The 24,912-nt window shown below is 72.7% G+C and carries 20 protein-coding genes and 1 pseudogene; 8 read left to right on the top strand and 13 right to left on the bottom strand.

What is annotated here, in order from left to right:
• Positions 1–605: 605 nt before the first annotated feature.
• The 3 genes and pseudogenes from BLV01_RS20825 to BLV01_RS20815 form a co-directional block, all read right to left on the bottom strand.
• Positions 606–1,193, bottom strand: a complete 588-nt coding sequence (locus tag BLV01_RS20825) for a hypothetical protein (protein ID WP_091804616.1) — start codon at positions 1,191–1,193, stop codon at positions 606–608.
• A 26-nt stretch (positions 1,194–1,219) separates the two neighbouring features.
• Complete coding sequence (locus BLV01_RS20820) at positions 1,220–3,406, bottom strand: xanthine dehydrogenase family protein molybdopterin-binding subunit (protein WP_091804613.1); 2,187 nt, start codon at positions 3,404–3,406, stop codon at positions 1,220–1,222.
• 157 nt (positions 3,407–3,563) lie between these two features.
• A pseudogene (locus BLV01_RS20815) lies at positions 3,564–4,007 on the bottom strand ((2Fe-2S)-binding protein); the annotation flags it as partial.
• 355 nt (positions 4,008–4,362) lie between these two features.
• Here BLV01_RS20815 and BLV01_RS20810 point away from each other — a divergent pair.
• Entirely contained in the window at positions 4,363–5,388 is a 1,026-nt protein-coding gene (locus BLV01_RS20810) for an XdhC family protein (protein WP_091804608.1), read from the top strand.
• Positions 5,389–5,391: 3 nt separating this feature from the next.
• Positions 5,392–5,985, top strand: a complete 594-nt coding sequence (locus tag BLV01_RS20805) for a nucleotidyltransferase family protein (RefSeq protein WP_091804603.1) — start codon at positions 5,392–5,394, stop codon at positions 5,983–5,985.
• Positions 5,986–6,464: 479 nt separating this feature from the next.
• Here the strand turns inward: BLV01_RS20805 and BLV01_RS20800 are convergent, their stop codons facing one another.
• The gene (locus tag BLV01_RS20800; protein ID WP_091804600.1) at positions 6,465–6,683 is read right to left on the bottom strand and encodes a hypothetical protein; all 219 of its coding nucleotides are present in this window, start codon (positions 6,681–6,683) and stop codon (positions 6,465–6,467) included.
• A 295-nt stretch (positions 6,684–6,978) separates the two neighbouring features.
• Positions 6,979–7,917 (bottom strand): LysR family transcriptional regulator, encoded by a 939-nt coding sequence (locus BLV01_RS20795; protein ID WP_091804596.1) that lies wholly within the window; start codon positions 7,915–7,917, stop codon positions 6,979–6,981.
• A gap of 103 nt (positions 7,918–8,020) precedes the next feature.
• On the opposite strand from BLV01_RS20795, the gene BLV01_RS20790 reads away from it, so the two are divergent.
• A complete protein-coding gene (locus BLV01_RS20790) occupies positions 8,021–8,479 on the top strand; it encodes a carboxymuconolactone decarboxylase family protein (protein ID WP_091804593.1) in 459 nt (152 codons plus the stop codon).
• 40 nt (positions 8,480–8,519) lie between these two features.
• Here BLV01_RS20790 and BLV01_RS20785 read toward each other — a convergent pair whose 3' ends face one another.
• Complete coding sequence (locus BLV01_RS20785) at positions 8,520–9,329, bottom strand: class I SAM-dependent methyltransferase (protein WP_175486156.1); 810 nt, start codon at positions 9,327–9,329, stop codon at positions 8,520–8,522.
• A 313-nt stretch (positions 9,330–9,642) separates the two neighbouring features.
• Between BLV01_RS20785 and BLV01_RS20780 the strand changes: the two genes are divergently transcribed.
• The gene (locus tag BLV01_RS20780; protein WP_091804587.1) at positions 9,643–10,590 is read left to right on the top strand and encodes a DedA family protein/thiosulfate sulfurtransferase GlpE; all 948 of its coding nucleotides are present in this window, start codon (positions 9,643–9,645) and stop codon (positions 10,588–10,590) included.
• 2 nt (positions 10,591–10,592) lie between these two features.
• On the opposite strand, the gene BLV01_RS20775 is transcribed toward BLV01_RS20780, so the two are convergent.
• Positions 10,593–10,760 carry a VOC family protein gene (locus tag BLV01_RS20775; protein ID WP_091804584.1) on the bottom strand — a complete coding sequence of 56 codons (168 nt, stop codon included), beginning with the start codon at positions 10,758–10,760 and terminating at the stop codon, positions 10,593–10,595.
• 137 nt (positions 10,761–10,897) lie between these two features.
• Here BLV01_RS20775 and BLV01_RS20770 point away from each other — a divergent pair, with 137 nt between their 5' ends.
• Positions 10,898–11,182, top strand: a complete 285-nt coding sequence (locus tag BLV01_RS20770; RefSeq protein WP_091804580.1) for a DUF4031 domain-containing protein — start codon at positions 10,898–10,900, stop codon at positions 11,180–11,182.
• Positions 11,183–11,212: 30 nt separating this feature from the next.
• On the opposite strand, the gene BLV01_RS20765 is transcribed toward BLV01_RS20770, so the two are convergent.
• From BLV01_RS20765 to BLV01_RS20750, 4 genes are all read right to left on the bottom strand, one after another.
• The gene (locus tag BLV01_RS20765) at positions 11,213–11,842 is read right to left on the bottom strand and encodes a LysE family translocator (RefSeq protein ID WP_091804577.1); all 630 of its coding nucleotides are present in this window, start codon (positions 11,840–11,842) and stop codon (positions 11,213–11,215) included.
• A 167-nt stretch (positions 11,843–12,009) separates the two neighbouring features.
• Positions 12,010–15,144 carry a S8 family serine peptidase gene (locus tag BLV01_RS20760; RefSeq protein ID WP_091804574.1) on the bottom strand — a complete coding sequence of 1,045 codons (3,135 nt, stop codon included), beginning with the start codon at positions 15,142–15,144 and terminating at the stop codon, positions 12,010–12,012.
• Between the two features lie 296 nt (positions 15,145–15,440).
• A complete protein-coding gene (locus BLV01_RS20755) occupies positions 15,441–16,100 on the bottom strand; it encodes a response regulator (RefSeq protein WP_091804571.1) in 660 nt (219 codons plus the stop codon).
• The gene (locus tag BLV01_RS20750; RefSeq protein ID WP_175486154.1) at positions 16,097–17,617 is read right to left on the bottom strand and encodes a sensor histidine kinase; all 1,521 of its coding nucleotides are present in this window, start codon (positions 17,615–17,617) and stop codon (positions 16,097–16,099) included. The genes BLV01_RS20755 and BLV01_RS20750 overlap by 4 nt, the downstream gene beginning before the upstream one ends.
• A gap of 127 nt (positions 17,618–17,744) precedes the next feature.
• Here BLV01_RS20750 and BLV01_RS20745 point away from each other — a divergent pair, with 127 nt between their 5' ends.
• Positions 17,745–18,935, top strand: a complete 1,191-nt coding sequence (locus BLV01_RS20745) for a DUF418 domain-containing protein (RefSeq protein ID WP_091804565.1) — start codon at positions 17,745–17,747, stop codon at positions 18,933–18,935.
• 140 nt (positions 18,936–19,075) lie between these two features.
• On the opposite strand, the gene BLV01_RS20740 is transcribed toward BLV01_RS20745, so the two are convergent.
• Complete coding sequence (locus BLV01_RS20740) at positions 19,076–20,140, bottom strand: lipid A deacylase LpxR family protein (RefSeq protein WP_091804562.1); 1,065 nt, start codon at positions 20,138–20,140, stop codon at positions 19,076–19,078.
• Between the two features lie 448 nt (positions 20,141–20,588).
• The gene (locus BLV01_RS20735) at positions 20,589–20,990 is read right to left on the bottom strand and encodes a DUF3224 domain-containing protein (protein ID WP_091804559.1); all 402 of its coding nucleotides are present in this window, start codon (positions 20,988–20,990) and stop codon (positions 20,589–20,591) included.
• 281 nt (positions 20,991–21,271) lie between these two features.
• Here BLV01_RS20735 and BLV01_RS20730 point away from each other — a divergent pair, with 281 nt between their 5' ends.
• Positions 21,272–23,500 (top strand): TonB-dependent receptor, encoded by a 2,229-nt coding sequence (locus BLV01_RS20730; RefSeq protein ID WP_175486152.1) that lies wholly within the window; start codon positions 21,272–21,274, stop codon positions 23,498–23,500.
• Positions 23,497–24,843: a PepSY-associated TM helix domain-containing protein gene (locus tag BLV01_RS20725; RefSeq protein WP_217633556.1), complete on the top strand. Its 1,347-nt coding sequence runs from the start codon at positions 23,497–23,499 to the stop codon at positions 24,841–24,843. Before BLV01_RS20730 ends, BLV01_RS20725 begins: the two co-directional genes overlap by 4 nt.
• Positions 24,844–24,912 lie beyond the last annotated feature (69 nt).

The raw sequence follows: 24,912 nt of genomic DNA, 5'->3' as shown, positions 1-24,912 counted from the left end.
AACTACGACGAAACCTTCGCAATCGCCGCGATGGCACGGTCGCGGCTTGCGCCGCTCCTACAGGGGGCGTGCCGCGGTGGGTTCGGCCTTTATCGCAGCAGCGAGTGACGACAAGCGAGCATCCAAAGCTTCCGTCCGCAAGCGGCCGGGTCACTTTCTTTGTCCAAAGCCACAAAGAAAGTAACCAAAGAAAAGGCATTGCTGTTTCGAATCAAGAGCCACTAGGTCCAGCACCAGGCGCGGGGCCGCGCCATAAGGGGCATCCTGCCCCATGGCGCGCGTGCGCATCCATGCGCACGCCCTCCGGGGCTGCGGAGCGTGTCCTTCGCGTGGGGTTGCGTCCGGGCGAACGGCAACGGCAACAGCAAAAGCAAACGGCAAAATGGATTCCGGCTTTCGCCGGAATGACGGTGCGCAGGTATGGCGTGGTTGCGCTAGTACGGCCGCGGCTTGCGCGATACTGCAGCCGCGGACACGAAACCGACCGAAGCCCCTGTAGGAGCGGCGCAAGCCGCGACCGCGACATCGCGCTTACGACGCAAGCGAGGTTTCGCGGTCGCGGCTTGCGCCGCTCCTACAGCTGCATCGCGACGCCGCCCAGCGGCTCATCCCTTCGGACAAGGCCCGCCCGCATCGGCCCAGGTCTTGAACGCCTCCACGAACCGATCGTGCGGCACCGGCACCGGCGCGCGCGCGCCGCCCGGGGCCCAGCCCCACAGCACCAGCTTGTCTTCGCTGACGTGCTTGACCAACGCGGCGAAATCGCGCCCGCCGTTGCGTTCCCGGTCCTTGATCATCGCGCACAGCTGCGGCGCGGGCAGGCCGATCCAGGCCATCTTGTGCTGCGGCGGCGGCAGCTGCCAATGCGGCGCGCCCGGCGGCGCGCCGGCGCCGTAGCTGGCCGGCAGGTTGGCTTCGCCGTGGCAGGTCGAGCACGGCAGGCCGGCCGCGCCCTTGCCGTCGGGGCCGCGCACCACGCCCTGCGCGTGCGGGCGGCCGTCGTCGAACTGCAGCGGCTGGTCGCCGGGGATGTGGCAGTTCTGGCAGCGCGGGTGCTGGAACACCTTCTGCACCGTGGCGAAGGCGGCCACCGCGCGCGCGTCGCCGGCGGGCGCGGGCTTGGAGCCGGCGCCGAACACCGCCAGCAGCGGCGCCAGGGCCAGCGCGGTCAGGATCAAGGGCGTTGCGCGCATCGTCGATTCTCCTCAGGCCGGCCGGATCAGGCCGGCACCCGCAAAGGCAGTTCGCGCAGGCGCGGGCCGCCCAGCGCGAACACCGCGTTGGCCACCGCCGCCGCCACCGGCGCGGTGCCGGGTTCGCCCGCACCGCCCATCTTTTCCGCGCTCGCCACGATATGCACCTCGATCGCCGGCGCCTCGTCCATGCGCAGCACTCGGTAATCGTGGAAGTTGGATTGGCGCACGCGCCCGTCGCGGAAGGTCAGCTCGCTGTACAGCGCCGCGCCCAGGCCGAAGTTGATGCCCGATTCCATCTGCGCGCGCACGCCGTCGGGATTGACCGCCAGGCCGCAGTCGATCGCGCAGACGAAACGGTGCACGCGGATGCGCTTGCCGCCTGGCGCGTCCTCCAGCGAGACCTCGGCGACCTGGGCGATGTAGCTGCCGAAGGACTCGTGCACGGCCACGCCGCGCGCGCGGCCGGCGGGCAGTGTCGAACCCCAGCCGGCTTTTTCCGCCGCCAGGTTCAGCGCCGCCAGATGGCGCGGGTGTTCGTCCAGCAGCGCGCGCCGGTACGCGACCGGGTCCTGACCGGCCGCGTGCGCGGCTTCGTCGATCAGGCTCTCCATGACGAAGCCGTTGTAGCTGTGCCCGACCGAGCGCCACCACAGCACCGGGATGCCGGTCTTGGGCGAATGCAGTTCGACCCGGTGATCCTCGACGCCCTTGATGTACGGCGAATCGGCCACGCCCTCGACCGAGGTCGCGTCGACGCCGTTCTTGACCATCATCGGCTCCATCGGCGTGCCGGCCATGATCGACTGCCCCACCAGCGTCTGCGTCCACGCCACCGGCCGGCCGCGTTCGTCCAGGCCGATGCGCGCGCGCTGCAGGTACATCGGCCGGTAGTAGCCGCCGCGCACGTCGTCCTCGCGCGACCACACCGTCTTGACCGGCTTGCCCGCGGCCTTGGCCACGTGCACCGCTTCGGCGACGAAGTCCGAGGTCGGCGTCGCGCGCCGGCCGAAGCCGCCGCCAAGGAAGGTGGTGTGGATCTGCACCTGCTCGGGCTTGAGCCCGGTGATCTTGGCGGCCATGCCCTGGTCCAGGGTCTGGAACTGGGTGCCGGTCCAGATCTCGCAGCGGTCCGCGCCGATCCGGACCGTGCAGTTGAGCGGTTCCATCGGCGCATGGGCGAGGTACGGCACGTGGTACTCGGCCTCGATCACCTTGGCCGCGCGCTTCAGCGCGGCGTCGGCGTCGCCGGCCCGGCTCGCGACCGCGCCGCCGCCGGCCGCGGCCAGGCGCGCGAATTCGGCGCGCAGCCTGGCATCGTCCAACGCGGCCGCGTGCGGGCCGGGGGCCCAGTCGATCGTCAACGCGTCGCGGCCCTGCTTGGCGGCCCAGTAGTGATCGGCGACCACGGCCACGCCGCTGGGCACCTGGACCACGTCGCGCACGCCCGGCACCTTGCGCGCGGCGCGGTCGTCGAACGATTTCACCGTGCCGCCGAACACCGGCGCGCGCGCGACCATCGCGGTCAGCAAGCCGTCGAACTGCACGTCCATGCCGAACTTGGCGCGGCCGTCGATCTTCTCCGGGCCGTCCAGGCGCCGGGTCGGCTTGCCGATCAGCTTCCAGTCCTTGGCGTCCTTCAGCGTCGGCGGCGTCGCCGGCGCCGGCAGCGCGGCGGCGGCGGCGGCGAGTTCGCCGTAGCGCAGGCGGCGCCCGTCGGCGATCACCGCGCCGTTGTCGGTGCGCAGCCGTTGCGCCGGCACGCCCAGCCGCGTGGACGCGGCCGCCAGCAACAGCGCGCGCGCCGTGGCGCCGGCCATGCGGTACCGCTCGAACTCGCTCCAGGTGCTGGTCGAGCCGCCGGTCATCTGCATGCCGAAAGAGGTGTGCGCGTACGCCGGCGCGGCCGGCGCGTGCTCGACCCTGATCTTCGACCAGTCCGCGTCGAGTTCCTCGGCGATCAGCATCGCCAGCCCGGTCCAGATGCCCTGGCCCATTTCCGAATGCGACAGCAGCACGGTGACGGTGTCGTCGTCGGCGATGCGCAGGAAGGCGTTGGGTGCGAAGCCGGCGGACAGCGCGGCGGCCGCGGCCGGCGCGGCCTGGGCGAAACGCTTGGCGCCGGGCACCAGGAAGCCGACCACCAGGCCGCCGCCGATCGTCGCCCCGCTCTTGAGGAACCGGCGCCGCGAGGGCGCGTCGAGGGTGTTCACAGCCACCTCCTTGCAGACGCATGCGGCGGCGGCGCGGGCCGCGGCCGCGGAACGGGAATCAGGCGGGTTCGACGTTGCCCAGCACCGGCAACGGCAACGGCAGCGGCACCTCGGCCTGCGCGGCCGGCGGCTCGAACGCCGTCGTGCCGCCGCCGGCGATCTGCGCGGCGCGGTGCACCGCCGCGCGGATGCGCGGGTAGGTGCCGCAGCGGCAGATGTTGCCGGACAGCGCCTGGTCGATGTCGGTGTCGGTGGGTCGCGGGATTTTGCTCAACAGCGCGGCCGCGGACATGATCTGGCCGGACTGGCAGTAGCCGCACTGGACCACGTCGATCTCGGCCCAGGCGCGCTGCACCGGATGCGGGCCGTCGCGGCCGAGACCCTCGATGGTGACGACGCGGCGTCCTTGCATCGTCGCCACCGGCGTCACGCAGGCGCGGCGCGGGGCGCCGTCGACGTGCACGGTGCAGGCGCCGCATTGGGCGATGCCGCAGCCGAACTTGGTCCCGGTCAGGTGCAGCAGGTCGCGCAGCACCCACAACAGCGGCATGTCCGGCGGCGCGTCGACGTCGTGGTCGATGCCGTTGACGTTGAGCTTCATCGGTGTCCCTCGCGGCGGCTGGGGTCGTTCGAGCCTACACCCGGCTTCGCCGCCGATGCCAGCGCGCCGCGGCGCCGTTGCGGCGATGCATGACGGGCGTCGCGACTGCGCGATCCGGCCCAAACTTGCCCAGGACTGCATGCGGGCACGCGATGCGTGCCGGCCGGATCGGCTTCGGTGGCGGCGTCGTGCGAAAAACCCCTGCATCCCGGCCTTCCGGCGCCGGTGCGGGCGTCGTCGCGGCTTGCCTGGAACTGCCGCCCGCGCGCCGCCGCGGGCACGCCGTCGCGGCGGCGGCATGCCGCGCCGCCGCAGTCGTTCTAGACTCGTCCCACCCCGTCCACGGTCGCCTTGCATGGCCGATTCGCCGGAACCCGGTTCTCCCCCCCGCAGCGCGCCCGGCGGCGTGCGCGCCGTGCTCGAAGCCAGCGCCGCCGCAGCCGCGCGCGGCGACCCGGCGGCGCTGGCGCTGGTGCTGGAGACCGAAGGCTCGACCTATGTGCGCGCCGGCGCGATGGCGCTGTTCGGCGCGCGCGAGGGCCAGGTCGGCTGGCTCAGCGGCGGCTGCATCGAGCCGGAGATCGAGCAACGCGCCGCCGAGGCCGCCGCCGCCGGCGGCATCGAATGGATGGACATCGACACCCGCAGCGACGAGGACCTGTTCGCCGGTTCCGCGCAGGGCTGCCGCGGCCGCCTGCGCCTGGCCCTGCTGCCGCTGGCGGCGCTGCGCGACTGGCCGGCGCTGGTGGACGAATGGCGCCGCGGCCATGGCGACCTGCGCCTGGACCTGCAGGCGGGCGGCGCGCTGGTCGCGGCGGTCGGCGACGAACGCCAGCGCTGGACCGTGCCGGCGGCATCGCTGCCGTGGCCGCCCGCGCCGGAACCCGCCGAGCCCGGCCGCTGGCGCCTGGAGATCGCCGCGCCGCCGTCGGTGCTGGTGCTCGGCGCCGGCCCGGAGACCCCGGCGCTGTTGCCGCTGCTGCGCACGCTGGGCTGGATGACCACCCTGGTCGAACGCCGCCCGCGCTGGGCCGCGCTGGCGGCGCTGGCCGACCACGCCGTCGCCCGCAGTCCCGCGCAGGCGCTGGCGACCGCGCGCACGCACGACGCCGCGCTGGTCATGCACCACCATTTCGAACTCGACCGCGAGGCGCTGGAACACCTCGGCGGCGACGGCGGCCAGGGCATCGGCTTCATCGGCCTGCTCGGCCCGCAGCGCCGTCGCGACGACCTGTTCCGGGTGCTGCCGGCGGCGGCGCGCGGCTCGCTCGCGGCGCGCCTGCATTCGCCGATCGGCCTGCCGCTGGGCGGCGAAGGGCCGGAGGCGATCGCGCTGAGCGTGGCCGCGCAACTGCAACGCCACCGCCACGGCGCGGACTGAGCGATGCAGTTCGCCGCCGTGTTGCTCGCCGCCGGCGCCAGCCGCCGCCTCGGCCGGCCCAAGCAACTGCTGCGCCGCGACGGCGAAAGCCTGCTGCGGCGCGGCGCGCGGCTGGCGCTGGCCAGCGGCGCGGCGCGCACCGTGGTGGTGCTGGGCGCGCGCGCCGAGCGCCTGGGCGGCGAACTCGACGGCCTGGCGGTGGAGCGCGCGTTCAATCCCGACTGGCAGGACGGCATGGCCACCAGCCTCACCGCCGGCGCGCGCGCGCTGGCCGGCTTCGACGGCGCGGTGCTGGTGCTGGCCTGCGACCAACCGGCGCTGGAACTGGCGCACCTGCACGCCCTGCGCGACGGCGCCGCCGCGGCCGGCTGCGCCGCGACCGAACACGCCGGCGCGCTCGGCGTACCGGCGCTGATCTCGGCCGAACTGTGGCGCGAAGCCACCGCCCTGCACGGCGACCGCGGCTTCGGCGCGGCCCTGGCGCAGGCGCCTGCCGCTGCCGTGTGGCGCCTGCGCGCGCCCGAACTGGAGCTGGACCTGGACACGGCCGACGACGTCGAGGCCGCGATCGCCCGCGGCTGGCTGGACCCGGCCTGAGCGCTCGCGACGCAGCTGTCTTTACCGCCGGCGAATCGCGATTGCGGAACCCGAGCTGCGGCGCAAGCGCAGTTTCGCGGCCGCGGCTCGCGCCGCTCCGACAAGGGGCGCCAGGCCTTCGCGCGATACGTCCCGACCCCAACCCCGCCCAACCACGACGCGGATTCGCCACCGCCCTGCAGGAGCGGCGCAAGCCGCGACCGCGCCCCCCCGGCACCGTGTTGCAGCCGTGACTCGCACAGCCCCGGCGGCGGGCGCGGACGCATGAAAACCGGCTTGAGTCATAGGCCGCGGCCGCTGGGGAGGGTCGGGGTCGACCTGGGGATGCGACCGCGACCTATGACTCAAGCCGGCTGCCCGCCCTGGCATGAGCCGGGCGGCGCGGGCGGAAGAGGTTCGATGAGCGAGCGTGGCGGCGGAGGCCCGCGCCGCCCGGCCAGACTCCCTGTCGGCCGGGCGGCGCAAACCGCACGCCGGCCCTAGGGAACCAGCGTGCCAAACACGGGCTGCGCATCGCCGTTGTAGAAGACGCGCAGCCACAAGCCCTTACCGGCCTGGAGCGCGTACTTCCGGGCCGAGGGCAGCACGGACTTCAGCGCCGCTTCGGCGCTGCGGTACTCCTGCTCGATTTCCGCCACCGCTGCGGTCAGCGCTCTGTCGTCGCTGCCGTCGCGTTGCTTCAGTTCCACGCGAAACATGGGTCATCCTTGTTGAAAAGTTCAGCCGGCCCGGTCTGGGGGATGTCCGCTTCCTGGCGGATCTGTGACTCGGTAGTGCCGTCGAGCGATTCAAAAGATGCTTGTTGCGCGCAATAGAAACTGTCGTCGGAGTGCTCTACAGCGTGTAGGAATTTTCCTAATCCGACGTGTCATGCATCACAGCTTGCAAACGCAGCGGTGGACTTGCGATGGCGTTTGCTCATGTGGACCTGCTTCACGGTCGCCGCCCCGGGGCCGCGCTAGGCGATCCGGGCCGGGCTTGGCCGGGTCGGACCTACCCGATCGGACCTGTCCGACCGGACAGGTCCGGCTGCAGCGCGCGCACGCCCTCGCGCAGGGCATCGGCCAGCGCGCGCACGCGCTCGGTCCGGCGCAGGTCGGGGTGCTGCAGCAGCCACAGGTCGGCGCCCATCGCCTCGACCGGGTCGCCGACCCGGACCAGCCCGCGCTCGCCGTCGCCGAGGTAGCACGGCAGCACCGTCAGGCCGAGGCCGGCGACCGCGGCCTCGCGCAGCCCGAGCAGGCTGTTGGCGCTGAACACGGCGCGGCGGTCGTACTGCATCCGCCGCAGCCACTGGGCCATGGCGATGTGGGCGAGGTTGCCGCCGGGCACCAGCCAATCGTAGCCGTCCAGGTCCTGCGGCCCGGCGCCGCGCGGCAGGCGCAGCGCGCGCGGCCGGTAGACGGCGCTGGCCAGGCGCGCGAGCTTGCGCCCGACCAGGCCCTCCGGCGGCTCGCCGCCGGGACGCAGGGCGAGGTCGGCCTCGTGCCGCGACAGGTCCTGGGTGAGGTTGTCGGCGGTCACCTGCACGACGATCCCCGGATGCGCGCGGCGGAACCGCGCCAGCAACGGCGGCAGCACGCCGTGCAGCAGCGGCTCGACCGTGGCCAGGCGGACCGTGCCGGTCGGGCGCGCATCCAGGCCGGCCAGGCGGCGCTCGGTCGCGGCGATGCGTTCCTCGATCTGCGCCGCCGCGGCGATGGCCTCCTCGCCGTTGGGCGTGGGCGCGTAGCCTTCGCGCGCGCGCTCGAACAGGCGCACGCCGAGCGCGCGCTCGATCGCGTTGATGCGGCGGAACACGGTCGGGTGGCTGACGCCCAGGCGCTTGGCCGCGCCGTTGAGCGAGCCGGCGCGGCCGACCGCGAGCAGGAAACGATAGTCGTCCCAGGACAGCGGCGCGGGGAGGTCGGCGGGGTTGGGGCGCTTGTTCATTCGTGCAAACCCGGATTGCATCCGTGGGGAAATGTATTTCAGCACTGAACAGCCTAGCCTGCGTCCACCGCGTCGCACGACGCAACGTCCGAGGAATCCGCTCATGTCCGCCCGCCTGGATTACAACAAGGTCGACCCGCGCGGCACCCAGGCCCTGCTGGGCCTGCGCAAGTACATCGAACACAGCGGCCTGGAGCCGTCGCTGATCGACCTGGTCAACGTCCGCGTCTCGCAGATCAACGGCTGCGCCTACTGCATCCGCGCGCACACCGACGAGGCGGTGGAGCGCGGCGAGAGCCATCGCCGCCTGCACCTGCTGCGGGTCTGGCCGGAAGGGCCGTTCAGCGAGCGCGAACGCGCCGCGCTGGCCTGGGCCGAGGCGATCACCCACGTCGGCGATCCGCGCGACCAGGCGCCGGTGGACGATGCCGTGTACGCGCGGGTGCGCGAGCAGTTCGCCGATTCGGATCTGGTCGCGTTGACCTACGCGGCGATCGCGATGAACGCCTGGAACCGCTTGGCGATCGCGTTCCGCAAGCCCGATCCGGCGTTGGCGGAGTGAGGGCCGGCGCGCGAGGCTGCGCAAGCGGGCGCGCGCGCGCTCAGAACCGGTAGCGCACCACCCGGCCCAGCTCGCGCAGCCAGCGCGAGCGTTCGTACAGGCCGAACGCCCAGCGCTGGGTCCACGGCAGCGCGGCCATTTCCGCCAACTGCGTGTAGCGCGCCTCGTCGATCAGTTGCAGCCGCGGGTGCCAGGATTCCAGCCCGCTGGCGCCCTCGCTCCCCCATTCGCCGATGCGCGCGTCGGTGGCGCGGATCATCCGCGCGTGGCGCAGCAGCCGCAGCGCCAGGCGGTTGTAGACGTCGCACAGCAACTGCCCGCCCTGCGGGAAATGCTCGACCAGCCGCCGCACCAGTTCGCGCGCGCGCCACTCGTCGAGGTAGGGAAACAGGCCTTCGGCGATCACCAGCACCGGGCGGTCGCGGTCGAGCCGGCCGATCCAGTCCGGCTCCATGACGTTGGTCGCCAAGGTGCGGTACAGGCCCAGCCGCTGCGGCAACAGGTCGCGGCGCAACTGGATCACCGCGGGGAAGTCGATGTCGAGCCAGTCCACGTCCAGCGCCGGATCGACCCGGTAGATGCGCGAGTCCAATCCGCAGGCCAGGTGCAGCACCAGGGTGTCGGCGCGCGCCTGCAGCGCCGCGCGCGTCCAGTGGTCGATCGCCAGCGAGCGGAACGCCAGGCCGCGGATGTCCAGCGGCCCCAGGCCGAAGCGCTCGAAATCGTAGTCGATGCGGCGGACCAGGTCGTCGGCGAGGCGGTCGTGCAGGACCGGATGGACGGCGCGGTTGTCCATCGCCTTGGCGTAGAGGGTGATCAGCAGGGTTTCCTGGCTGCCTTCCAGACGCATCGACGGCTCCATCGGACGCACGGACACGGGCTGCGGGTCGCCGACCCGCCACGGTACGGAGCCCGACAGTAGGCCGGCCGTCGGTAGCGCGGCGTGATGCCCGCGCGCACCGTCGCGCAACGCGCGCCGCGTCCGCGCCGTGCGCCGAGGCCGTCGTCGGCCGCGGCCCGCGGTTGCCGGCGCGCCGGCAACCGCGTCGCGCCTGCAACGATCCGTACCCCCGGTGCGATTGCGCGGCCGCGCACGCGCGCGGAGACTGCACGCCATCGCCGCGCCGCCCTCCTCGCCGCGCCGGCCGCTGCCAGGACTCCGGATGGACGCGTTGCTGCACCTGATCGAGAACTACGGCCTGCTCGTGGTCTTCGTCTGCGTGCTGCTCGACCAGGGCGGGCTACCGGTGCCGGCGTATCCGCCGATCGTGGTCGCCAGCGCGGTGGCCGTGGACCACGAACCCAACCTGTGGCTGGCGTTGCCGCCGGTGCTGCTGGCCGCGGCGCTGGCGGCGCTGCTGGCCGACAGCGCGTGGTACTACGGCGGCCGCCGCATCGGCGCGCGCCTGCTGCGGCTGATGTGCCGGCTGTCGCTGTCGCCGGATTCGTGCGTGCTGGCCACGCGCAGCCTCTACGCGCGCTGGGGCGCGCCGTCGCTGGTGGTCGCCAAGTTCGTGCCCGGCTTCGCCGCGGTGGCCACGGTGCTGGCCGGCGAGACCGGCACCCGCCCGCGCCGCTTCGCCTTCTACGACGGCCTCGGCGCGCTGCTGTGGGCCGGCGCGGCGGTGGCGCTGGGCGCGGTCTTCCATCGCGCGGTCAACCAATTGCTGGAGCGGCTCGACACTCTCGGCCGTTACGGCTTGATCGCGCTCGGCGCGCTGATCGCCGCCTGGATCGGCTACAAGCTGCTCAAGCGCCGCTTGTTCCTGCGCGAGCTGCGCATGGCGCGGATCTCGGTGGCCGAATTGGGGCAGCTGCTCGACGCCGGCTCCGACCCGACGATCCTGGACGTGCGCCCGCACCAGCAGCGCGACGCCTCGGGCTGGATTCCCGGCGCGATCTTCGTCGCCACCCTCGCCGACGACGCGCTCAGCGGCATCCCGCTGGAGCGGCGCGAGGAAGTAATCGTCTATTGCGACTGTCCCAGCGAAGCCTCCGCGGCGACGCTGGCGCGCGAACTGCGCCGGCGCGGCTTCAAGCGCGTACGGCCGCTGGCCGGAGGCTTCGAGGCGTGGCGGGCGCAGGGGCTGGCGGTGGAGCGCGGCGCCTGACCCTAGCCCTCGTAGAACTCGATCGGCAGCCCGTCCGGATCGGCGCAGAAGGCGAAGCGCCGTCCGGTGCATTCGTCCACGCGCAGGCCGAGCGCGTCGACGTAGAAGCGCCGGGAGCGTTCGTAGTCGGCGCAGACGATCGCGACGTGGTGGATCGAGGACAGGTGCATGCGGGCTCCGGCGGGCGCGCACGGTCGCTCGCCCGGGGCCGATTGTCGGATACTGCACGCGTCCTGTCGCGCCGCGACGCCGCCGCGCCCCGGATATCCATGCCGCGCAAGTCCCGCCCTTCCTGCAGGAGAACGCCATGACCGTCTATGTCGACGACGCCGTGTGGCCCTGGCGCGGCGAACGCTGGGCGCACCTGATGGCCGACACGCTGGAGGAGCTGCACGAGTTCGCCCAGCGCCTGGGCAGGCCGCGGGTGTCGTTCCAGAACAAGCTCAGCGGCTGCCACTACGACGTCACCGCGCGGATGCGCGAACGCGCGCTGGCGCTGGGCGCGGTGGCGATCTCGCGCCACCGCGACCGCGCCCAGGTGCGGGCGATCATCCAGCGCGCGCGCGACCAGGCCGCCGGGCGCGCGCCGTAGGCGCGGCGGGCCGCCGCGCAGGCGCGGGCCTCAGCGCCGCGCGTCGGTCGCCATGCGCAGCGCCAGCGCCGACAGCACCCCGCCCATGACCCAGCGCTGCGCCGCGATCCAGCGCGGGCGCCCGGCCAGGAACGCGGCGATGCCGCCGGCGGCGGCCACGATCAGCGCGTTGACCGCGACGCTGATGCCGATCTGCACGCCGCCGAGCGCCAGCGACTGCGCCAGCACGCTGCGCGCCGGATCGATGAACTGCGGCAGCAGCGCCAGGTAGAACACCGCCGCCTTGGGATTGAGCAGGTTGGTCAGCAGGCCCATCGCGAACAACCGGCGCGGGCTGTCCGGCGCCAGTTCGCGCACTTCGAACGGCGAGCGCCCGCCGGGCCTGACCGCCTGCCAGGCCAGCCACAGCAGGTACAGCGCGCCGCCGAAACGCAGCGCGTCGTAGGCATAGGGCACGGCGAACAGCAGCGCGGTGATGCCGAACGCCGCAGCGAGCAGATAGAACACGAAGCCCAGCGCGACCCCGGCCAGCGACGTCCACCCGGCGCGGCGGCCCTGGCAGATCGAACGCGAGATCAGGTAGACCATGTTCGGCCCCGGGGTCAGCACCATCACCAGGGCCAGGCCGGCGAACGCCAGCAACGACGACGATTCGATCATTCCCGATCTCCCGCAAGGCAAGGCGTGGGCGCCGGATGCGCATGATCGCCGATCCGGCCCGCGCGCGGATGTGCGCGCGGCGGCCGGAACGCGGCGCCGGCGCAACAAAAAAGCCGCGACGGCAGCGCCGTCGCGGCTTCGGGCATCCCCCGGCGGATGCCGATCGCTTAGAACCGCAGCGAGTAGCGCGCGTTGACGCCGTGGTCGTTGCCCTCGTTGGCGAACTGGCCGCTGTAGCTCAGCTCCAGCAGGCCGTTGGCGCTCAGGCGCGCGGCCACGCCGGCCTCGACCAGGGTCGAGTCGTCGGCCAGCGGAGCGCCGGCGACGGCGAACGCGCTGCCGCCGCGCCACGCGACCTGGGTGACCGGGGTCAGGTCGCCGCTGGCGTGGCGACGGCCGATGCCGCCGCGCAGGCTCAGCCAGCTCTGGTCCTGCTGCGAGCCCTTGAGGTCGACGTTGAAGCGCACGCCCAGGGTGGCCAGGTCGACCTTGCTCTCGGCGCTGGCGCCGCTCAGCGCGGCCGCGCCGCCGGTTTCCTGGAACGCGTCGGTCTTGGCCCGCAGCTTGGCGATCTGCAGGTACGGCTCCAGGCCCCAGCTGTCGCCGCCGAAGCGGTAGCCGCCTTCGACGAAGGCCTGCTGGGTGCGGCCGTCGTACGACGCGCGGGTGCGGTCGGCGAAGCCGTTGAAGCCGATGCGGCGGTCCAGGGTGAGGTCCTGGCGCGCGTGCACGTAGCCGGCGCTGAGGGCGATGCGGCCCCAGTTCTGGCCGCCGTAGACGCCGAGCTGGGTGCTCTTGACCCGGCCCTTGTCCTGGCGGTCGCTGTCGTTGTCGCTGCGGCCGCTGCCGCCGAGCACGCCCAGGCGCCAGCCGTTGGCGAAACGGTAGTCGTAGCCGACCAGGGTGGCCGAGCCGCTGTACTCGTTGCGCGCGGCGTTGCCGTCGCCGGACAGGGTGCCGCCGGACTTCAGCAGCTCCGCCCAGGCGCCCTGGGACGCGCCCTCGCCGTCGGCGGCGAACTCGGCGCGGCCGCTGCGCGCGCGCGCCAGCGCGGCGTCGCGGACGTGGCGGGCGTCGTCGATGGCGATCGAACGCAGGCTGGCGTGGCCTTCGCCGCTGAGCGTGTCCAGCGCGGCGATGGCCTGCGCGGGGAACAGCTGGGTCAGCGGCTGCGGAATGCCCTGGCCCACGCCGAGGCGGTCGGCCGCGGCGCCGGCGGCGATCTGGTTCGGCGTGGTGCCCGCGCCGGCCAGCGACAGGCCGCGGGTCACTTCCACCCCGACCGAGTTGGCGCCGTAGCTCAGGCCGAACTTCAGCAGCGGCGAGAACGCGGTCTGGTCGAGCGCGGCGAACTGGCCGCTGATCCCGCCGGCGGCGCTGATCAGGTTGAAGTTCTGGCCCAGCATGTACTGGCCCGGCGCGTGCAGGACCATCAGCGTGCCGCCTTCCAGCGTGGCCTTGCCGGTCACGTCGATGCGGTCGGACTGGCCGCCGGCCGAGAGTTCGGCGACGTAGGTCGAACCGGCCGCCTGGGCGTAGTCGCCCTGCACGGTCAGGGTGCCGATCGAATTGCCCGGCGACACCGCGCCTTCCACGCGCACGTTGCCGACGATGCGGCCGCTGCCGCCGAGGCCGGCGCCGGCGCGCACCGGCAACTGCGCGCTGGTCAGGGTGCCGTTGACCACCAGGGTGCCGCCGTCGACCTGCGCGGCGTAGGTGTTGGCGCCGGTCAGTTCCAGCACGCCTTCGCGCACGTGCAGGCCGCCGAAGCTGTTGCTGCCGCTCAGGCGCAGCCAGCCGATGCCGGACTTGGTCAGCACGCCGGTGCCGCCGATGTCGTTGCGCCAGTCGTCCCAGGCCTTGCCTTCCCAGACCTTGGCGCCGCCGGCGAGGCGGTCGACCACCACGTCGGTATCGACGCGGATCTGGCCCGGGCCGTCGATGGCTTTCTTCAGGTCGATCAGGCCCCAGCCGTAGACCTCGTCGACGCCGGCCGCGCCCAGGTCGGTGGCGGTGGTCAGCAGCACGTCGCGCACCTGCGCGCCGGTCATGTACGGGAAGCGCTCGAACAGCAGGCCCAGCGCGCCGGTGACGTGCGGGGTCGCCATCGAGGTGCCGCTGAGGTCGCCGTAGCCGTAGGCGGGCGTACCGGCGGTGATGTCGAACGACAGCGAGCCGTCCGGGTTGGTCACCAGCCCGCCCTTGAGCGAATCCTCGCCGCCGAGGTAGGTCGAGGTGATGTCCGAGCCCGGCGCGGCCACGCACCAGTTGGCGGCCTGCGCGCAGCGCATGGAGAAGTCGCTGAGGGTCAGCTCCGGGGTCACGCTGACCACGGTCAGCCAGTACTGCTCCAGGTCCTTGAACGCGCGCGGCAGGCTCGCGTACAGGCCGGCCTGCGGCGCGGTCTCGGGGGTGACGACCTTGTTGTGGTTGCCGGCGGCCCAGACCTGCAGCATGCCCTTGGCGCGCGAGGCGTCGCCGAACACGTTGAAGTAGGCCTCGTTCTCCGGCTCGAACAGGTAGCCGTCGAGGTCTTCCAGGGTCTCCGGCTCGGTCGCCAGGCCCCAGCTGTGGTTGAGCGCGCGCACGCCCTGCGCGTTCATGTCGGCGTACATGCGCGCGATGGTGGCGTCGTCGGCGCTCGGGCGCGGGACCCGCACCACGCTGTAGCCGGTGGCGGTGCGCTGCCATTCCTGCACCGCGTTGAACGACCACTTGGCGACGCTGAGGTCGGAGCCGAAGGCCACGCCGTGGGTGCCGTTGCCGTCGCGGTTGGCGGCGACGGTGCCGCCGACGTGGGTGCCGTGGGTGTTGAACTCCCAGCCCGGCTGCACGTACGGGCCGGCCATGATGATGCGGCGGATGTTCTCCGGCACGTTGGCGTTGAAGCCGGTGTAGGAGATCTGGGCCTGGTCGCCGCGGCTGTAGAAGCAGGCGTTGTCGCCGGTCAGCACGCTGGTGTTGGCGCAGAAGCTGCCGTCGGCCAGCTGCTCGGCCATGATCACGGCGCGGTTGTCCTTGCCGGCGAACTCCGGATGCGCCAGCGCGGTGCCGCTGTCGTACACGCCCAGGCGCACGCCCTTGCCGGTCAGGCCGCGGGCGTAGGCGTACTGGGCGTTGATCGCGGCCAGGCCCCAGTCGGCGTCGAATTCTTCGCTATGCCAGCTGTCGGGATCGCCGACCTGGCCGTTGGCGCTTTGCGCCATGGCGGAACCGGCGCCGGCCAGCAGGCCGCCGGCGATGGCCAGGCACAGCAGGGAGCGGGAAAGGGAGCGGTGCGACGAAACTACGGTGCGCGTCATTGCGCGATTGGAGCCTTGCATCTTCTTGATGAACCCCTGTCATGTAGAAGACGTCCTTGCGGACGCCATGGTCAATGGCGGATGCGCTGATGGCATCGCAGACGAAACGGGCCGCTAGGGCGGCCTCTATCAACACTAACGCTTTCGTAACGCTGCTACCCTACCTCGCAGTTCCGCGCGCAGGGGCATGACCAAAGACACATGAAAAGGCGAACGCCTGCGGGTTCGCGGGGTTTCGCATCGGTGGCGGGCGCGGCGCGAGCCGCTCCCGCAAGGGGGAAAAGCCGCTGCGCGGCTCAGTCGTCGTCGCGTTCGCCCGACATCAGCCCGCGCCGCCAGGCGAAGGCCACCGCCTCGGTGCGATCGGCCAGGTGCAGCTTGGCCAGCACGTTGCCCAGGTGCGACTTGACCGTCTTCTCGCCGATGTTGAGCGCGGCGGCGATGCGCGCGTTGCTGCCGCCTTCGGCGAGCTTGCGCAGCACGTCGAGCTCGCGCTCGGTCAGGCTGGCGAAGGGGTCCTCGCGCGGTTCGCGCTTGCGCCGCATCGCCTTGAGGATGCGCTGGGCGACGAAGGGATGGATCACCGCCTCGCCGGCGGCGATGCGCCGCAGCGTCGCCAGCAGCTCGTCGCCGAGCATGCTCTTGAACAGCAGCGACTGCGCGCCGGCCTCGATCGCGGCGAACGCCAGGTCGTCCTGGTCGGTCGAGGTCAGCACCGCGATCGCGCTGCGCGGGCTCAGCTTCTTGATCGCGCGGATCGCCTCGACGCCGTCGACGTCGGGCATCATCAGGTCGATCACGATCAAATCCGGCGCCAGATCGCGCGCGCGCTCGATCGCCTCGGCGCCGCCGGCGGCCTCGCCGACCACTTCAAAATCGTCGGTCAGCGCCAACAGGCTGCGGATGCCCTTGCGCACCACTTCGTGGTCGTCGACCAGCAGGACCGAGGTGCTCATGCGGATTCTCCTTGCGGCTCGGGCAGAGTGAAGGACACGGTCACCACCGTGCCGCTGGCGGAACTGGCGATGCGGAAGCGCCCGCCGGGCAGGGTCCGCGCGCGCATGCGCATGTTGCCCAGGCCCATGCCGGTGCTTTCGTGTTGGTTGACCGCGAAGCCGCAGCCGTCGTCCTGGATGGTCCAGCCGTAGCGTTCGCCGGCGCTGTTGAGCACCACCTCGATCCGGCGCGCGCCGCTGTGGCGCAGGCTGTTCGATGCGGCCTCGGTGGCGATCAGCAGCAACTGGCCGGCGTGCTGGTGATGCGCGCCGACGCCGCGCTCGGCGACGCCGTCCAGCAGCAGCCGCCACTCGATGCCGCTGCCGCCGAGCAGGTGCGAGAAGGTGTCTTCCAGCGCCTTGCGCAAGCCTTGCTCAGCCACGGTCGGCGCGGTGAAGCGCTGGATCACGTCGGCGAGGTCGCGCTGCAGCTGCCCGGTGAGGCCGAGCGCGGCCTTGATCAGCGCGCCCTGGCGCGGGTCGCGCCCGGCCTCGCCGTCGCGGCCGTTGAGATGGTCGAGCACGCTCAGCTGCAGGCCCAGGGCGAAACTGCGCTGCTTGGCGGTGTCGTGCAGGTCGCGCGCCAGGCGGTTGCGTTCCTCCGACACCGCCAGTTGCTGGCGCACCTGGATCACTTCGCCGAGCGCGTCGGCCATGCGGTCGAATCGATGCGCCAGGCCGCCGAATTCGTCGCGGCCGCGGTCGTGGATGCGCGCGTCGAGATCGCCGGCGGCCCACGAATCGGCGACCTGTTCGGCATGGCCGAGGCGCCGGGTCAGCAACGTCGCCACCGCGACCGAGGCCATCGCGCTGATCACCAGCAGGTAGAACGCCAGCCACACCATGTCGCCGGATTCGCCCGAGCTCATGCGCAGGAACGTGGCGGTGGTGTCGGCGGCGTGCTGACCCACGCCGAGGCTGGCGCCGGGCGCGCCGGCCAGCGGCAGCGCGGCGACGCTGACCCAGTCGCCGTCGCGGTCGAGCGTGCGCGCGGCGGCGATGCCGTCGGCGGCGACGTCCTGTCCGGCCTGTTCCAGCGCGCGCGCCAGCGGCGCGCTGGGGCGCTCGGGATACAGGCACACGCGGCCGTGGCGGTCGCGGTAGCGGATCGCGATGCGGCCGTCGGCGGCGCCGCCGGCGAAGCTGTGCGAGTACATCCACTTGGGCGTGTCCATGCCGACCACGCGCACCAGCAGGCCCTGCAGCAAAGCCTGGCATTGCGCCGGCGACACCGCGGCCAGGTCCGGCATCGGCCCGAGCTGGGCCAGTTCGCGCCGCATCGAGGTTTCCAGCGCCGGCGGCGCCATGTCCTCGCGCAGTTCCCGGCGCAGCATGTACACGCCCAGCAGCGACAACAAGATGGTGCTGATCCAGCACGCGGTCAGCATCGACAGCAGGCATTTCCAGAACAGCCCGCTCCACCAGCGCCGCGTCGGCGCGCGTGCGGCCGGGCTCGGGCGTGCGGCGGTTTCGTCCATATCGCTAGTATTCCAGTTTCCGCGTGCATTTGATCCGCCAAACGTCCGGGATCCGGCCCGCCCCCGGCCCGATGCCGGGCCCCGGCGCGCAGCGCAGCATGCGCGCTCCTCCGATCGCGGCCCGCGCATGCACGCTCCCGCTCCCGCTGCGCGCGCCGCGCGCATCGAACACCTCGACGCCCTGCGCGGCCTGGCCCTGCTCGGCATCGCGGTGGTCAACATCGGCGTGTTCGCTTCGCCGTGGTGGGGGCTGGGCGCGCCCGACCCGGCCTTCGCCGCGCCGTTCGACCGCCTGCTGCAGGCGCTGGTCGCGGCGTTGTTCGAAATGAAGTTCTACCTGCTGTTCTCGTTCCTGTTCGGCTACAGCTTCAGCCTGCAACAGGGCGCGGCCGCGCGCGCCGGACAGGCGTTCGCGCCACGCATGGGCCGGCGCCTGCTGGGCTTGTGGCTGCTCGGCGCGCTGCACGCGGCGCTGCTGTTCCACGGCGACATCCTCACCACCTATGCGTTGATGGGCGCGCTGTTGCTGGGCCTGAGCCGCGCCGGCGAAACCGCGCAGCTGCGCATCGCGCATGGCTTGATCGTCGCCACGGCGCTGGCCTGGGCCGCGCTCGGCGCTTTGGCCTGGCTGCAGCCCGCGCCGGCCGCCGACGCGGCCGCGCAGGCGCAGGCGCTGCTGCGCGGCTTCACCGGCGCGCCGGCCGACGTGCTCGCCGCGCGCGCCGGCGAACTGGCCGCGACCTGGCCGATCCTGCTGTTGTTGCAGGCGCCGTGCGCGCTGGCGATGTTCCTCTACGGCCTCGCCGCCGGCCGCCGCACCCTGGCCGCGCGCCTGGACGAGTACCGGCCGCTGCTGCGACGCCTGCGCCGGATCGGCTTCGCCGTCGGCCTGCCGGCCGCGCTCGCGCTGGGCGCGATCGAGGCGTGGCCGGCGTCCGAGCCGGTGCAGCTGTGGGTGCTGGCGCTGAGCCTGCTGACCGCGCCGCTGCTGAGCCTGGCCTACGCCGCGCTGGCGCTGCCGTGGTTCGCCCGCGGCGGCGCGCGCATCGCCGATCGGCTGGCGCCGGCCGGACGCATGGCGCTGTCGAACTACCTGCTGCAATCGGCGGCGATGGCGCTGCTGTTCACCGGCTACGGCCTGGGCTGGATGGGCCGGGTCTCGCCGGCGGCGGCGCTGGCGATCGCGCTGGCGCTGTTCGCCGCGCAACTGTGGCTGAGCCGTGCGTGGCTGCGCCGCTTCGCCTACGGGCCGGTGGAATGGCTGCTGCGCGCGGCGACCATCGGCGCGTGGCCGCGGATGGGCAAGGCGGCGTACTGAAGAGGCGCATCGACGTTCGGTCGCGGCGGATACAAGAGCGTCGGGCCTGAAGGCCCTCCCACAAGAGCAGGGCCGCCCCGCTTTGCTTTTGTGGGAGGGCCTTCAGGCCCGATGCTCTCCTGTCGGCCGGGACCGCCCGATCAGAACGCCCGGCTCACGGTAAAACTGCCGAACACCGGCGTCTGCTTCTGCCCTTCGAACTCGCGCGTGCTGTGGTAACGCGCCAGCGCGAACTTCCAGCGCCCGCGCATCAGCGCCACGCCGTAACCGACCTCGGCCACGAACGGGCGCTTGTCGACGCTGTGGCTGCTGCGGAAGGTGTTGCCGTCCAGGGTGATGTCGCGCAGCACCCAGCGCGCGTCGCTGGTCAGGAACAGGTGCGCGGCGAACGGCCGGTCGCCGGTGTTGTAGTGCTCGGTCGGCGCGGTGTTCTCGCCGGCCGGACGCAACGGCGTGCTGCCGAAATCGTCCGGCAGGCGCAGGCCGAAGCGCACTTCCATGCCGGCGTTGGCGTAGGTGGCCAGATTGCCGAAGCTGCCGCCGTAGTGGCCGATCGCGTCCCAGCCCCAGCGCCGCTCGTGCGCGTCCTTCGGCGCGAACCGGCGCATGCGCTCGTGCACGATGCGGAACACCGGCTCGTCGTGCAGCTGGTTGTCCCAGCCCTTGAAGGTCTCGTCGCCGAGCGCGCGGTGCACCGCGTTCTGCACCTGCTTGCCCAGCGCCGACGGGCCGACGATGCCCACCTGCAGTTGGGTGGTGCGCAGGTAGTCGCCGGTGCGCGCGTTGTAGCCCAGCCCGGCCAGCAGCGCGCCGGCGTAGGGCCGGTCGTCGCGGATCAGGTCGCGGCGATTGTAGTCGGTGGGGGTGAAGATGCCCTGCGAGAACGTCGCGATCATGTTGCGCTGCTCGTAGCCCTGCGGCGGCTGCAGCGCGTCGAGGCGGCGGTTGATCCAGCGCGCCAGCCGCGGGATGCACGGATCGTCGGTGTAGTCGGCGAGGTTCGGCGAGACCAGGGTCAGCTGGATGCCGTTGCTGTAGCCCTGGTCCTGGCCGCCGAACAGGTCGTTGTCCAGGCGCAGGTTGACCGTCGGCGGCAGCCGGGTGTGGCCGTTGGTGCAGGCCTCGCGGCCTTGCGCGGCAGCGGCGCCCGCATGCAGGGCGGTGCCGGCGAACAGCAGGGACAGCAGCGAAACGTGGGGGCGCATGGGCGATCACAGGCAGGCGACGCCGCGCTCGGCGCGGCGGGCGGGTGAGTGCGGCGGGGAGCGCCGCGACCGTGGCGACGGCGGCGAATCGGGCGGCGCGGCCGGCTGGCGGGGCAAGGCGCACAAAATCTCACGGATCGCTCGCGGCGACGCTGGCGCGGCCGCGACGGTTCGTCCCGCAGATGGTGCTTGAGAAGGGCTGCGGCGTCTTTGCCGCTTGGGGCTGGTGGGTGCGGGCGTGTCGCGACCGGATAGGAAAGCGTCGGGCCTGAAGGCCCTCCCACAAAAGCATGAGGGCCGGGCTGTTTTGGGGGGACCAGGCTGCTGTGTGGGAACCGGGCGGTTGTGTTGGAACCAGGCGCTGCGGAAGAACCAGGAATGCTGTGGCGGGACCGGGCTGTTGTGGGAGGGCCTTCAGGCCCGACGCTCTGCGCTCAGCCCGCCGCGTTCATTCCTTTCCAGGCAACGCATACTCGAAACGATAGAAGTGCGCCCCACCCTCGCGGATGTCGATCTTCATCCGCCCGCTCAGCCCTTCCAGTTCGCCGGTGCCCGAATCCGGCACCACCACGATCGTCAGTTCGGCCTGGCCGCGATTCATCAGCCCGCTGTGCAGCAGCAGGAAACTGCCGCGGCGGCCGTCGAGCGCGCCGTCGACCTTCTCCAGCGCGACATAGCCGGCCGAGCCGGGCACCGCGGTCGTCGCCGCCAGCATCTCGCCGCGGCTGTCGGCCTGAAGCGCGCCTTCGAAGCGCTTGTCCAGCGCCATCCGCCCGAACATGCCCTCGGCCGCGGCGTGCAGCGGCTGCGGGCTCAACTTGACCTGGAACGGACCTTCGATCTGCGGCATGGCGGCGGCTTCCGAAACGGCGGCGGCGCCACGACGGCGCGGCCCGCGATGGAGAGTACGGACGATTACAGCGATCGTGCATGCTAATCCGATTCGCGCCGCGCCGGTTGCGCCGGGCGCCGTGCGGCAACTTGCCGCAGCCGCCGCCGCGGCCGCTCGCCTAGCATCTGCGGCGGCCGTGGCGCGCGGTTTCCGGCGCTGCGATGCGCCGGCGGCGCGCGCCGCCCTCCCCCTCCTCCGCGCGCCGCCGACGCCGCGCCCGAGCCGTCCAGCGCTTCGTCATGCCGAGCCTTCGCCTGTCCGCTTTCTCACTCCTGCGCGCCGCGGCGCTCGTACTTGCCGCCGCCGCGTTGCCGGCTCCGGACGCGCACGCCGAGCCTGTCCACGCGCAGCCGGCCGACGCCGAGGCGCGATCCGACCACGCCGTCGACCTCGACGCCGTGCGGGTCCAGGCCGAACGCCGCGACGCGCGCGCCGCCTCGGTCGCCAGCGCCAGCCGGCTCGGCCTGGACCCGGCCGAGATTCCGGCCACGCTCGACCTGCTCGACGCCGACGCGATCCAGGCCCACGGCCTGCGCGACAGCGTCGAGATCCTGCGCGCCATGCCCGGAGTGATGGCCGGCAACCTGCCCGGCCAGCCCGGCGTCGCCTCGATGCGCGGCTTCGCGTCCGGCGCGGTGTCGTACCTGTTCGACGGCGTGCGCCTGACCAGTTCGGGTTTCTCCTCGCGCAACTGGGACAGCTTCCAGTTCGAGCGGGTCGAAGTGCTCAAGGGCCCGGCCTCGGTGCTGTACGGCGAGGGCGTGCTGGCCGGGGCGATCAACTTCGTGCCGAAGAACGCGCAGCTCGACGCCCGCGGCGGCGACGTGCTGCTCGGCTACGGCAGCCACGGCAGCGCCCGGCTCGGCCTGGACTACAACGCGCCGCTGAGCGAAACCGTGGCGGTGCGCGGCGTGCTCAGCGCCAACCGCAGCGACGGCCATGTCGACGACACCGCCTCGCAGGCGCAGGCCTTCAGCGGCTCGCTGCTGTGGCAGCCCGACGCGCGGCTGAGCCTGCGCGCGGCGCTGGACTACGACCGCGACGATTTCGACACCGCCTATTTCGGCGCGCCGCTGGTGCCGCGCGACGCCGCGGCCGATCCCAGCGCGCTGGTCGACAATGCGCTCGGACTGGTCGTGGACAAGGCCGCGCGCGAGCGCAACTACAACGTCCGCGACGGCCGCATGGACTCGCGCTCGTGGTGGCTGCGCACACGCCTGGACTATCGCTTGAGCGACGATTGGAACCTCAGCAACGAGACCAGCGTCTACGACGCGCGCCGGCGCTGGGACAACAGCGAAGACTTCGCCTACAACCCCGCCAGCGGCCGCCTGGACCGCAGCGCCTCGCGCATCCACCACGACCAGCGGGTGTGGAACCAGCGCCTGAGCCTGCGCCACGAAGGCCGCCTGGGCGGGCGCCGGCATCTGTTCGCGGCCGGGTTCGAGTACAGCGACACCGACTTCTTCAACCTGCGCCGGTTCGGCCGCGCCGGCTCGGTCGACCTGCTGGCGCAAGAGCGCGGCACCCTGCCGCCCGACAACCCGCTGGACTACGGCGACGGCCGCAACGATTTCGACACCCGCGCCAAGGTCGCCGCACTGTTCGCCGAGGACGCGCTCAACCTCACCGAGCGCTGGCTGCTGGTCGCCGGCCTGCGCCACGAGCGGATCGAACTGCGCCGGCGCAACCTCGACCTCGACAGCGGCCTGCGCAGCGGCTTCGGCCGCGAGTTCTCGCCGACCTCCTGGCGCCTGGGCAGCGTGTTCGAGCTGCGCCCGCAGACCCAGCTCTACGCCCAGTACAGCAGCGCGGTGCTGCCGGTGAGTTCGTTGCTGACCATCAACCAGCGCAACAACGCTTTCGACCTCAGCCACGGCGAATCGCTGGAAATCGGCCTGCGCAGCGAGCTGTTCGCGCAGCGCCTGCGCCTGACCGCGACCGCCTACGCGCTGCGCCAGGACGACATCCTCACCCGCGACCCGCTGCAGCCGCAGATCAGCGTGCAGGACGGGCGCCAATCCGCGCGCGGCGTGGAACTGTCGCTGAGCGCGCAGGCCAGCGCGCGCCTGCGCATCGACGCCAGCGCCGCGCTGCTGTCCTCGCGCTTCGACCGCCTGCGCGAAGCCGGCGGCGCCGACCGCAGCGGCAACCGCCCGTCCAACGTGCCCGAGCGCACCGCCAGCGTCGATGCCTGGTACCGCCTCGACGGCCTGCCGCTGAGTTTCCACCTCGGCCTGCGCCACGTCGGCGACTTCTATACCGACAACGCCAACCAGCTGCGCGTGCGCGCCCACACTGTCGCCGACGCGGCGGTGGACTGGAACGGGGCCGGCGGCCGCTACACCCTGCGCGTGCGCAACCTCGCCGATGCGTTCTACGCCGACTGGTCCGGCTACAGCGCGCGCCAGGTCTACCTGGGCGCGCCGCGCAGCGTCGAACTGACCTACACCCGCGCATTCCGGTGAACGAGGCCTCGCGCCAGCGCGGGTTCTATCGCAGCGTCTGGCGCTGGCATTTCTATGCCGGGCTGCTGGTCATGCCGCTGCTGCTGGTGCTGGCGCTGACCGGCGCGGTGTATCTGTTCCACGACGAGATCGAAGACGCGGCGCACGCGCCGCTGCGCTTCGCGCCGCAGCGCCGCGCCGACCTGCCGCTGTCGCGCCTGCTCGACGCGGCGCGCGGGGCGCATCCGGGCGCCGTCACCCGAATCGACCTGCCCGGCGATCCGCGCCGCACCGCGCAGGTGTTCGTGACCCCGGCGCAGGGCGAGCCGCTGCGCGTGTTCGTCGATCCCGGCAGCGCGCGCGTGCACGGCGCCTTCGTCTACACCCATACCCTGGTGGGTTTCGCCGACACCATGCACGGCTCGCTGATGCTCGGCCGCGTCGGCGATGCGCTGGTGGAACTGGCCGCGTGCTGGGCCTTGCTGCTGGTCGCCACCGGCGCCTACCTGTGGTGGCCGCGCGGGCGCGGCTGGCGCGGCGCGCTGTGGCCGCACTGGCGCGCGCGCGGCCGCGCGTTCTGGCGCAGCCTGCATGCCAGCGTCGGCGCCTGGACCGCGGCGCTGATCGTGTTCCTGGTCCTGACCGGCCTGCCCTGGGCCGGGGTGTGGGGCGAGCTGCTGCGCGCCGGCTTGCAGCCGTTGAGGCTGGGCTATCCGGCCGAGCATCGCCACCACGCCGCGCCCGCGCCGCGCGTGGGCGCGGCGGTCGCCGATGCGCCGTGGACGCTGCGCGACGCGCCGCTGCCGGCCTCGCACGCGCATCGCCACGGCCACGGCACGCGCGACATCGGCATCGACGCCGTCGCCCGCACCCTCGCCGCGAACGGGCTGCGCAACGACTACCGGCTGTCGCTGCCGCGGGGCGCCGACGGCGTCTACACCGCGGTGGTGTATCCCGACCGGCCGCAGGGCCAGCGCACCGTGCACGTGGACCGCTACAGCGGCGCCGTGGTCGGCGACACCGGCTTCGCCGACTACGGCCTGGGCGCGCAGGCGGTGGAGCTGGGCGTGCAACTGCACATGGGCCGCTATTTCGGCCGCGCGAACCAGCTGGTGATGCTGTTGCCGTGCATCGGCATCGTCGTGCTGAGCCTGAGCGGCGCGTGGATGTGGTGGCGACGGCGGCCGCGCGGCCGCCTGGGCGCGCCGCCGGCGCCCGCGCCGGCGCGGCTGCGCACGGTGGCGCTGATCGCGGTCGGCTGCGGGATCGCGTTTCCGCTGTTGGGCGCGTCGCTGCTGCTGGTGTATGCGCTGGATCGCCTGTTGCTCGCGCGGGTGCCGCGCTGGGCCGCGTTCGTGCAGTGAGCCGCGTGGGTGTGGGACGGGCTTCGGGCCTGGGGCTCTGGTTTCGGATCGCGGCGATCGGAGCGTAGG

Origin of the sequence: Lysobacter sp. yr284 (assembly GCF_900107375.1) — a bacterium.
Classification (GTDB): Bacteria; Pseudomonadota; Gammaproteobacteria; order Xanthomonadales; family Xanthomonadaceae; genus Lysobacter.
This window is presented reverse-complemented; position numbering and strand designations above follow the sequence as displayed.

What these genes read in the sequence shown, in the direction of transcription:
- BLV01_RS20775 (WP_091804584.1), bottom strand. Translation starts at nt 10,760, where the DNA reads ATGCACCTGTCCTCGATCCACCACGTCGCGATCGTCTGCGCCGACTAC.
- BLV01_RS20810 (WP_091804608.1), top strand. Translation starts at nt 4,363, where the DNA reads ATGGCCGATTCGCCGGAACCCGGTTCTCCCCCCCGCAGCGCGCCCGGC.
- BLV01_RS20770 (WP_091804580.1), top strand. Translation starts at nt 10,898, where the DNA reads ATGACCGTCTATGTCGACGACGCCGTGTGGCCCTGGCGCGGCGAACGC.
- BLV01_RS20755 (WP_091804571.1), bottom strand. Translation starts at nt 16,100, where the DNA reads ATGAGCACCTCGGTCCTGCTGGTCGACGACCACGAAGTGGTGCGCAAG.
- BLV01_RS20760 (WP_091804574.1), bottom strand. Translation starts at nt 15,144, where the DNA reads ATGACGCGCACCGTAGTTTCGTCGCACCGCTCCCTTTCCCGCTCCCTG.
- BLV01_RS20825 (WP_091804616.1), bottom strand. Translation starts at nt 1,193, where the DNA reads ATGCGCGCAACGCCCTTGATCCTGACCGCGCTGGCCCTGGCGCCGCTG.
- BLV01_RS20785 (WP_175486156.1), bottom strand. Translation starts at nt 9,329, where the DNA reads ATGCGTCTGGAAGGCAGCCAGGAAACCCTGCTGATCACCCTCTACGCC.
- BLV01_RS20795 (WP_091804596.1), bottom strand. Translation starts at nt 7,917, where the DNA reads ATGAACAAGCGCCCCAACCCCGCCGACCTCCCCGCGCCGCTGTCCTGG.
- BLV01_RS20745 (WP_091804565.1), top strand. Translation starts at nt 17,745, where the DNA reads ATGCACGCTCCCGCTCCCGCTGCGCGCGCCGCGCGCATCGAACACCTC.
- BLV01_RS20780 (WP_091804587.1), top strand. Translation starts at nt 9,643, where the DNA reads ATGGACGCGTTGCTGCACCTGATCGAGAACTACGGCCTGCTCGTGGTC.
- BLV01_RS20730 (WP_175486152.1), top strand. Translation starts at nt 21,272, where the DNA reads ATGCCGAGCCTTCGCCTGTCCGCTTTCTCACTCCTGCGCGCCGCGGCG.
- BLV01_RS20750 (WP_175486154.1), bottom strand. Translation starts at nt 17,617, where the DNA reads ATGGACGAAACCGCCGCACGCCCGAGCCCGGCCGCACGCGCGCCGACG.
- BLV01_RS20740 (WP_091804562.1), bottom strand. Translation starts at nt 20,140, where the DNA reads ATGCGCCCCCACGTTTCGCTGCTGTCCCTGCTGTTCGCCGGCACCGCC.
- BLV01_RS20800 (WP_091804600.1), bottom strand. Translation starts at nt 6,683, where the DNA reads ATGTTTCGCGTGGAACTGAAGCAACGCGACGGCAGCGACGACAGAGCG.
- BLV01_RS20765 (WP_091804577.1), bottom strand. Translation starts at nt 11,842, where the DNA reads ATGATCGAATCGTCGTCGTTGCTGGCGTTCGCCGGCCTGGCCCTGGTG.
- BLV01_RS20805 (WP_091804603.1), top strand. Translation starts at nt 5,392, where the DNA reads ATGCAGTTCGCCGCCGTGTTGCTCGCCGCCGGCGCCAGCCGCCGCCTC.
- BLV01_RS20735 (WP_091804559.1), bottom strand. Translation starts at nt 20,990, where the DNA reads ATGCCGCAGATCGAAGGTCCGTTCCAGGTCAAGTTGAGCCCGCAGCCG.
- BLV01_RS20790 (WP_091804593.1), top strand. Translation starts at nt 8,021, where the DNA reads ATGTCCGCCCGCCTGGATTACAACAAGGTCGACCCGCGCGGCACCCAG.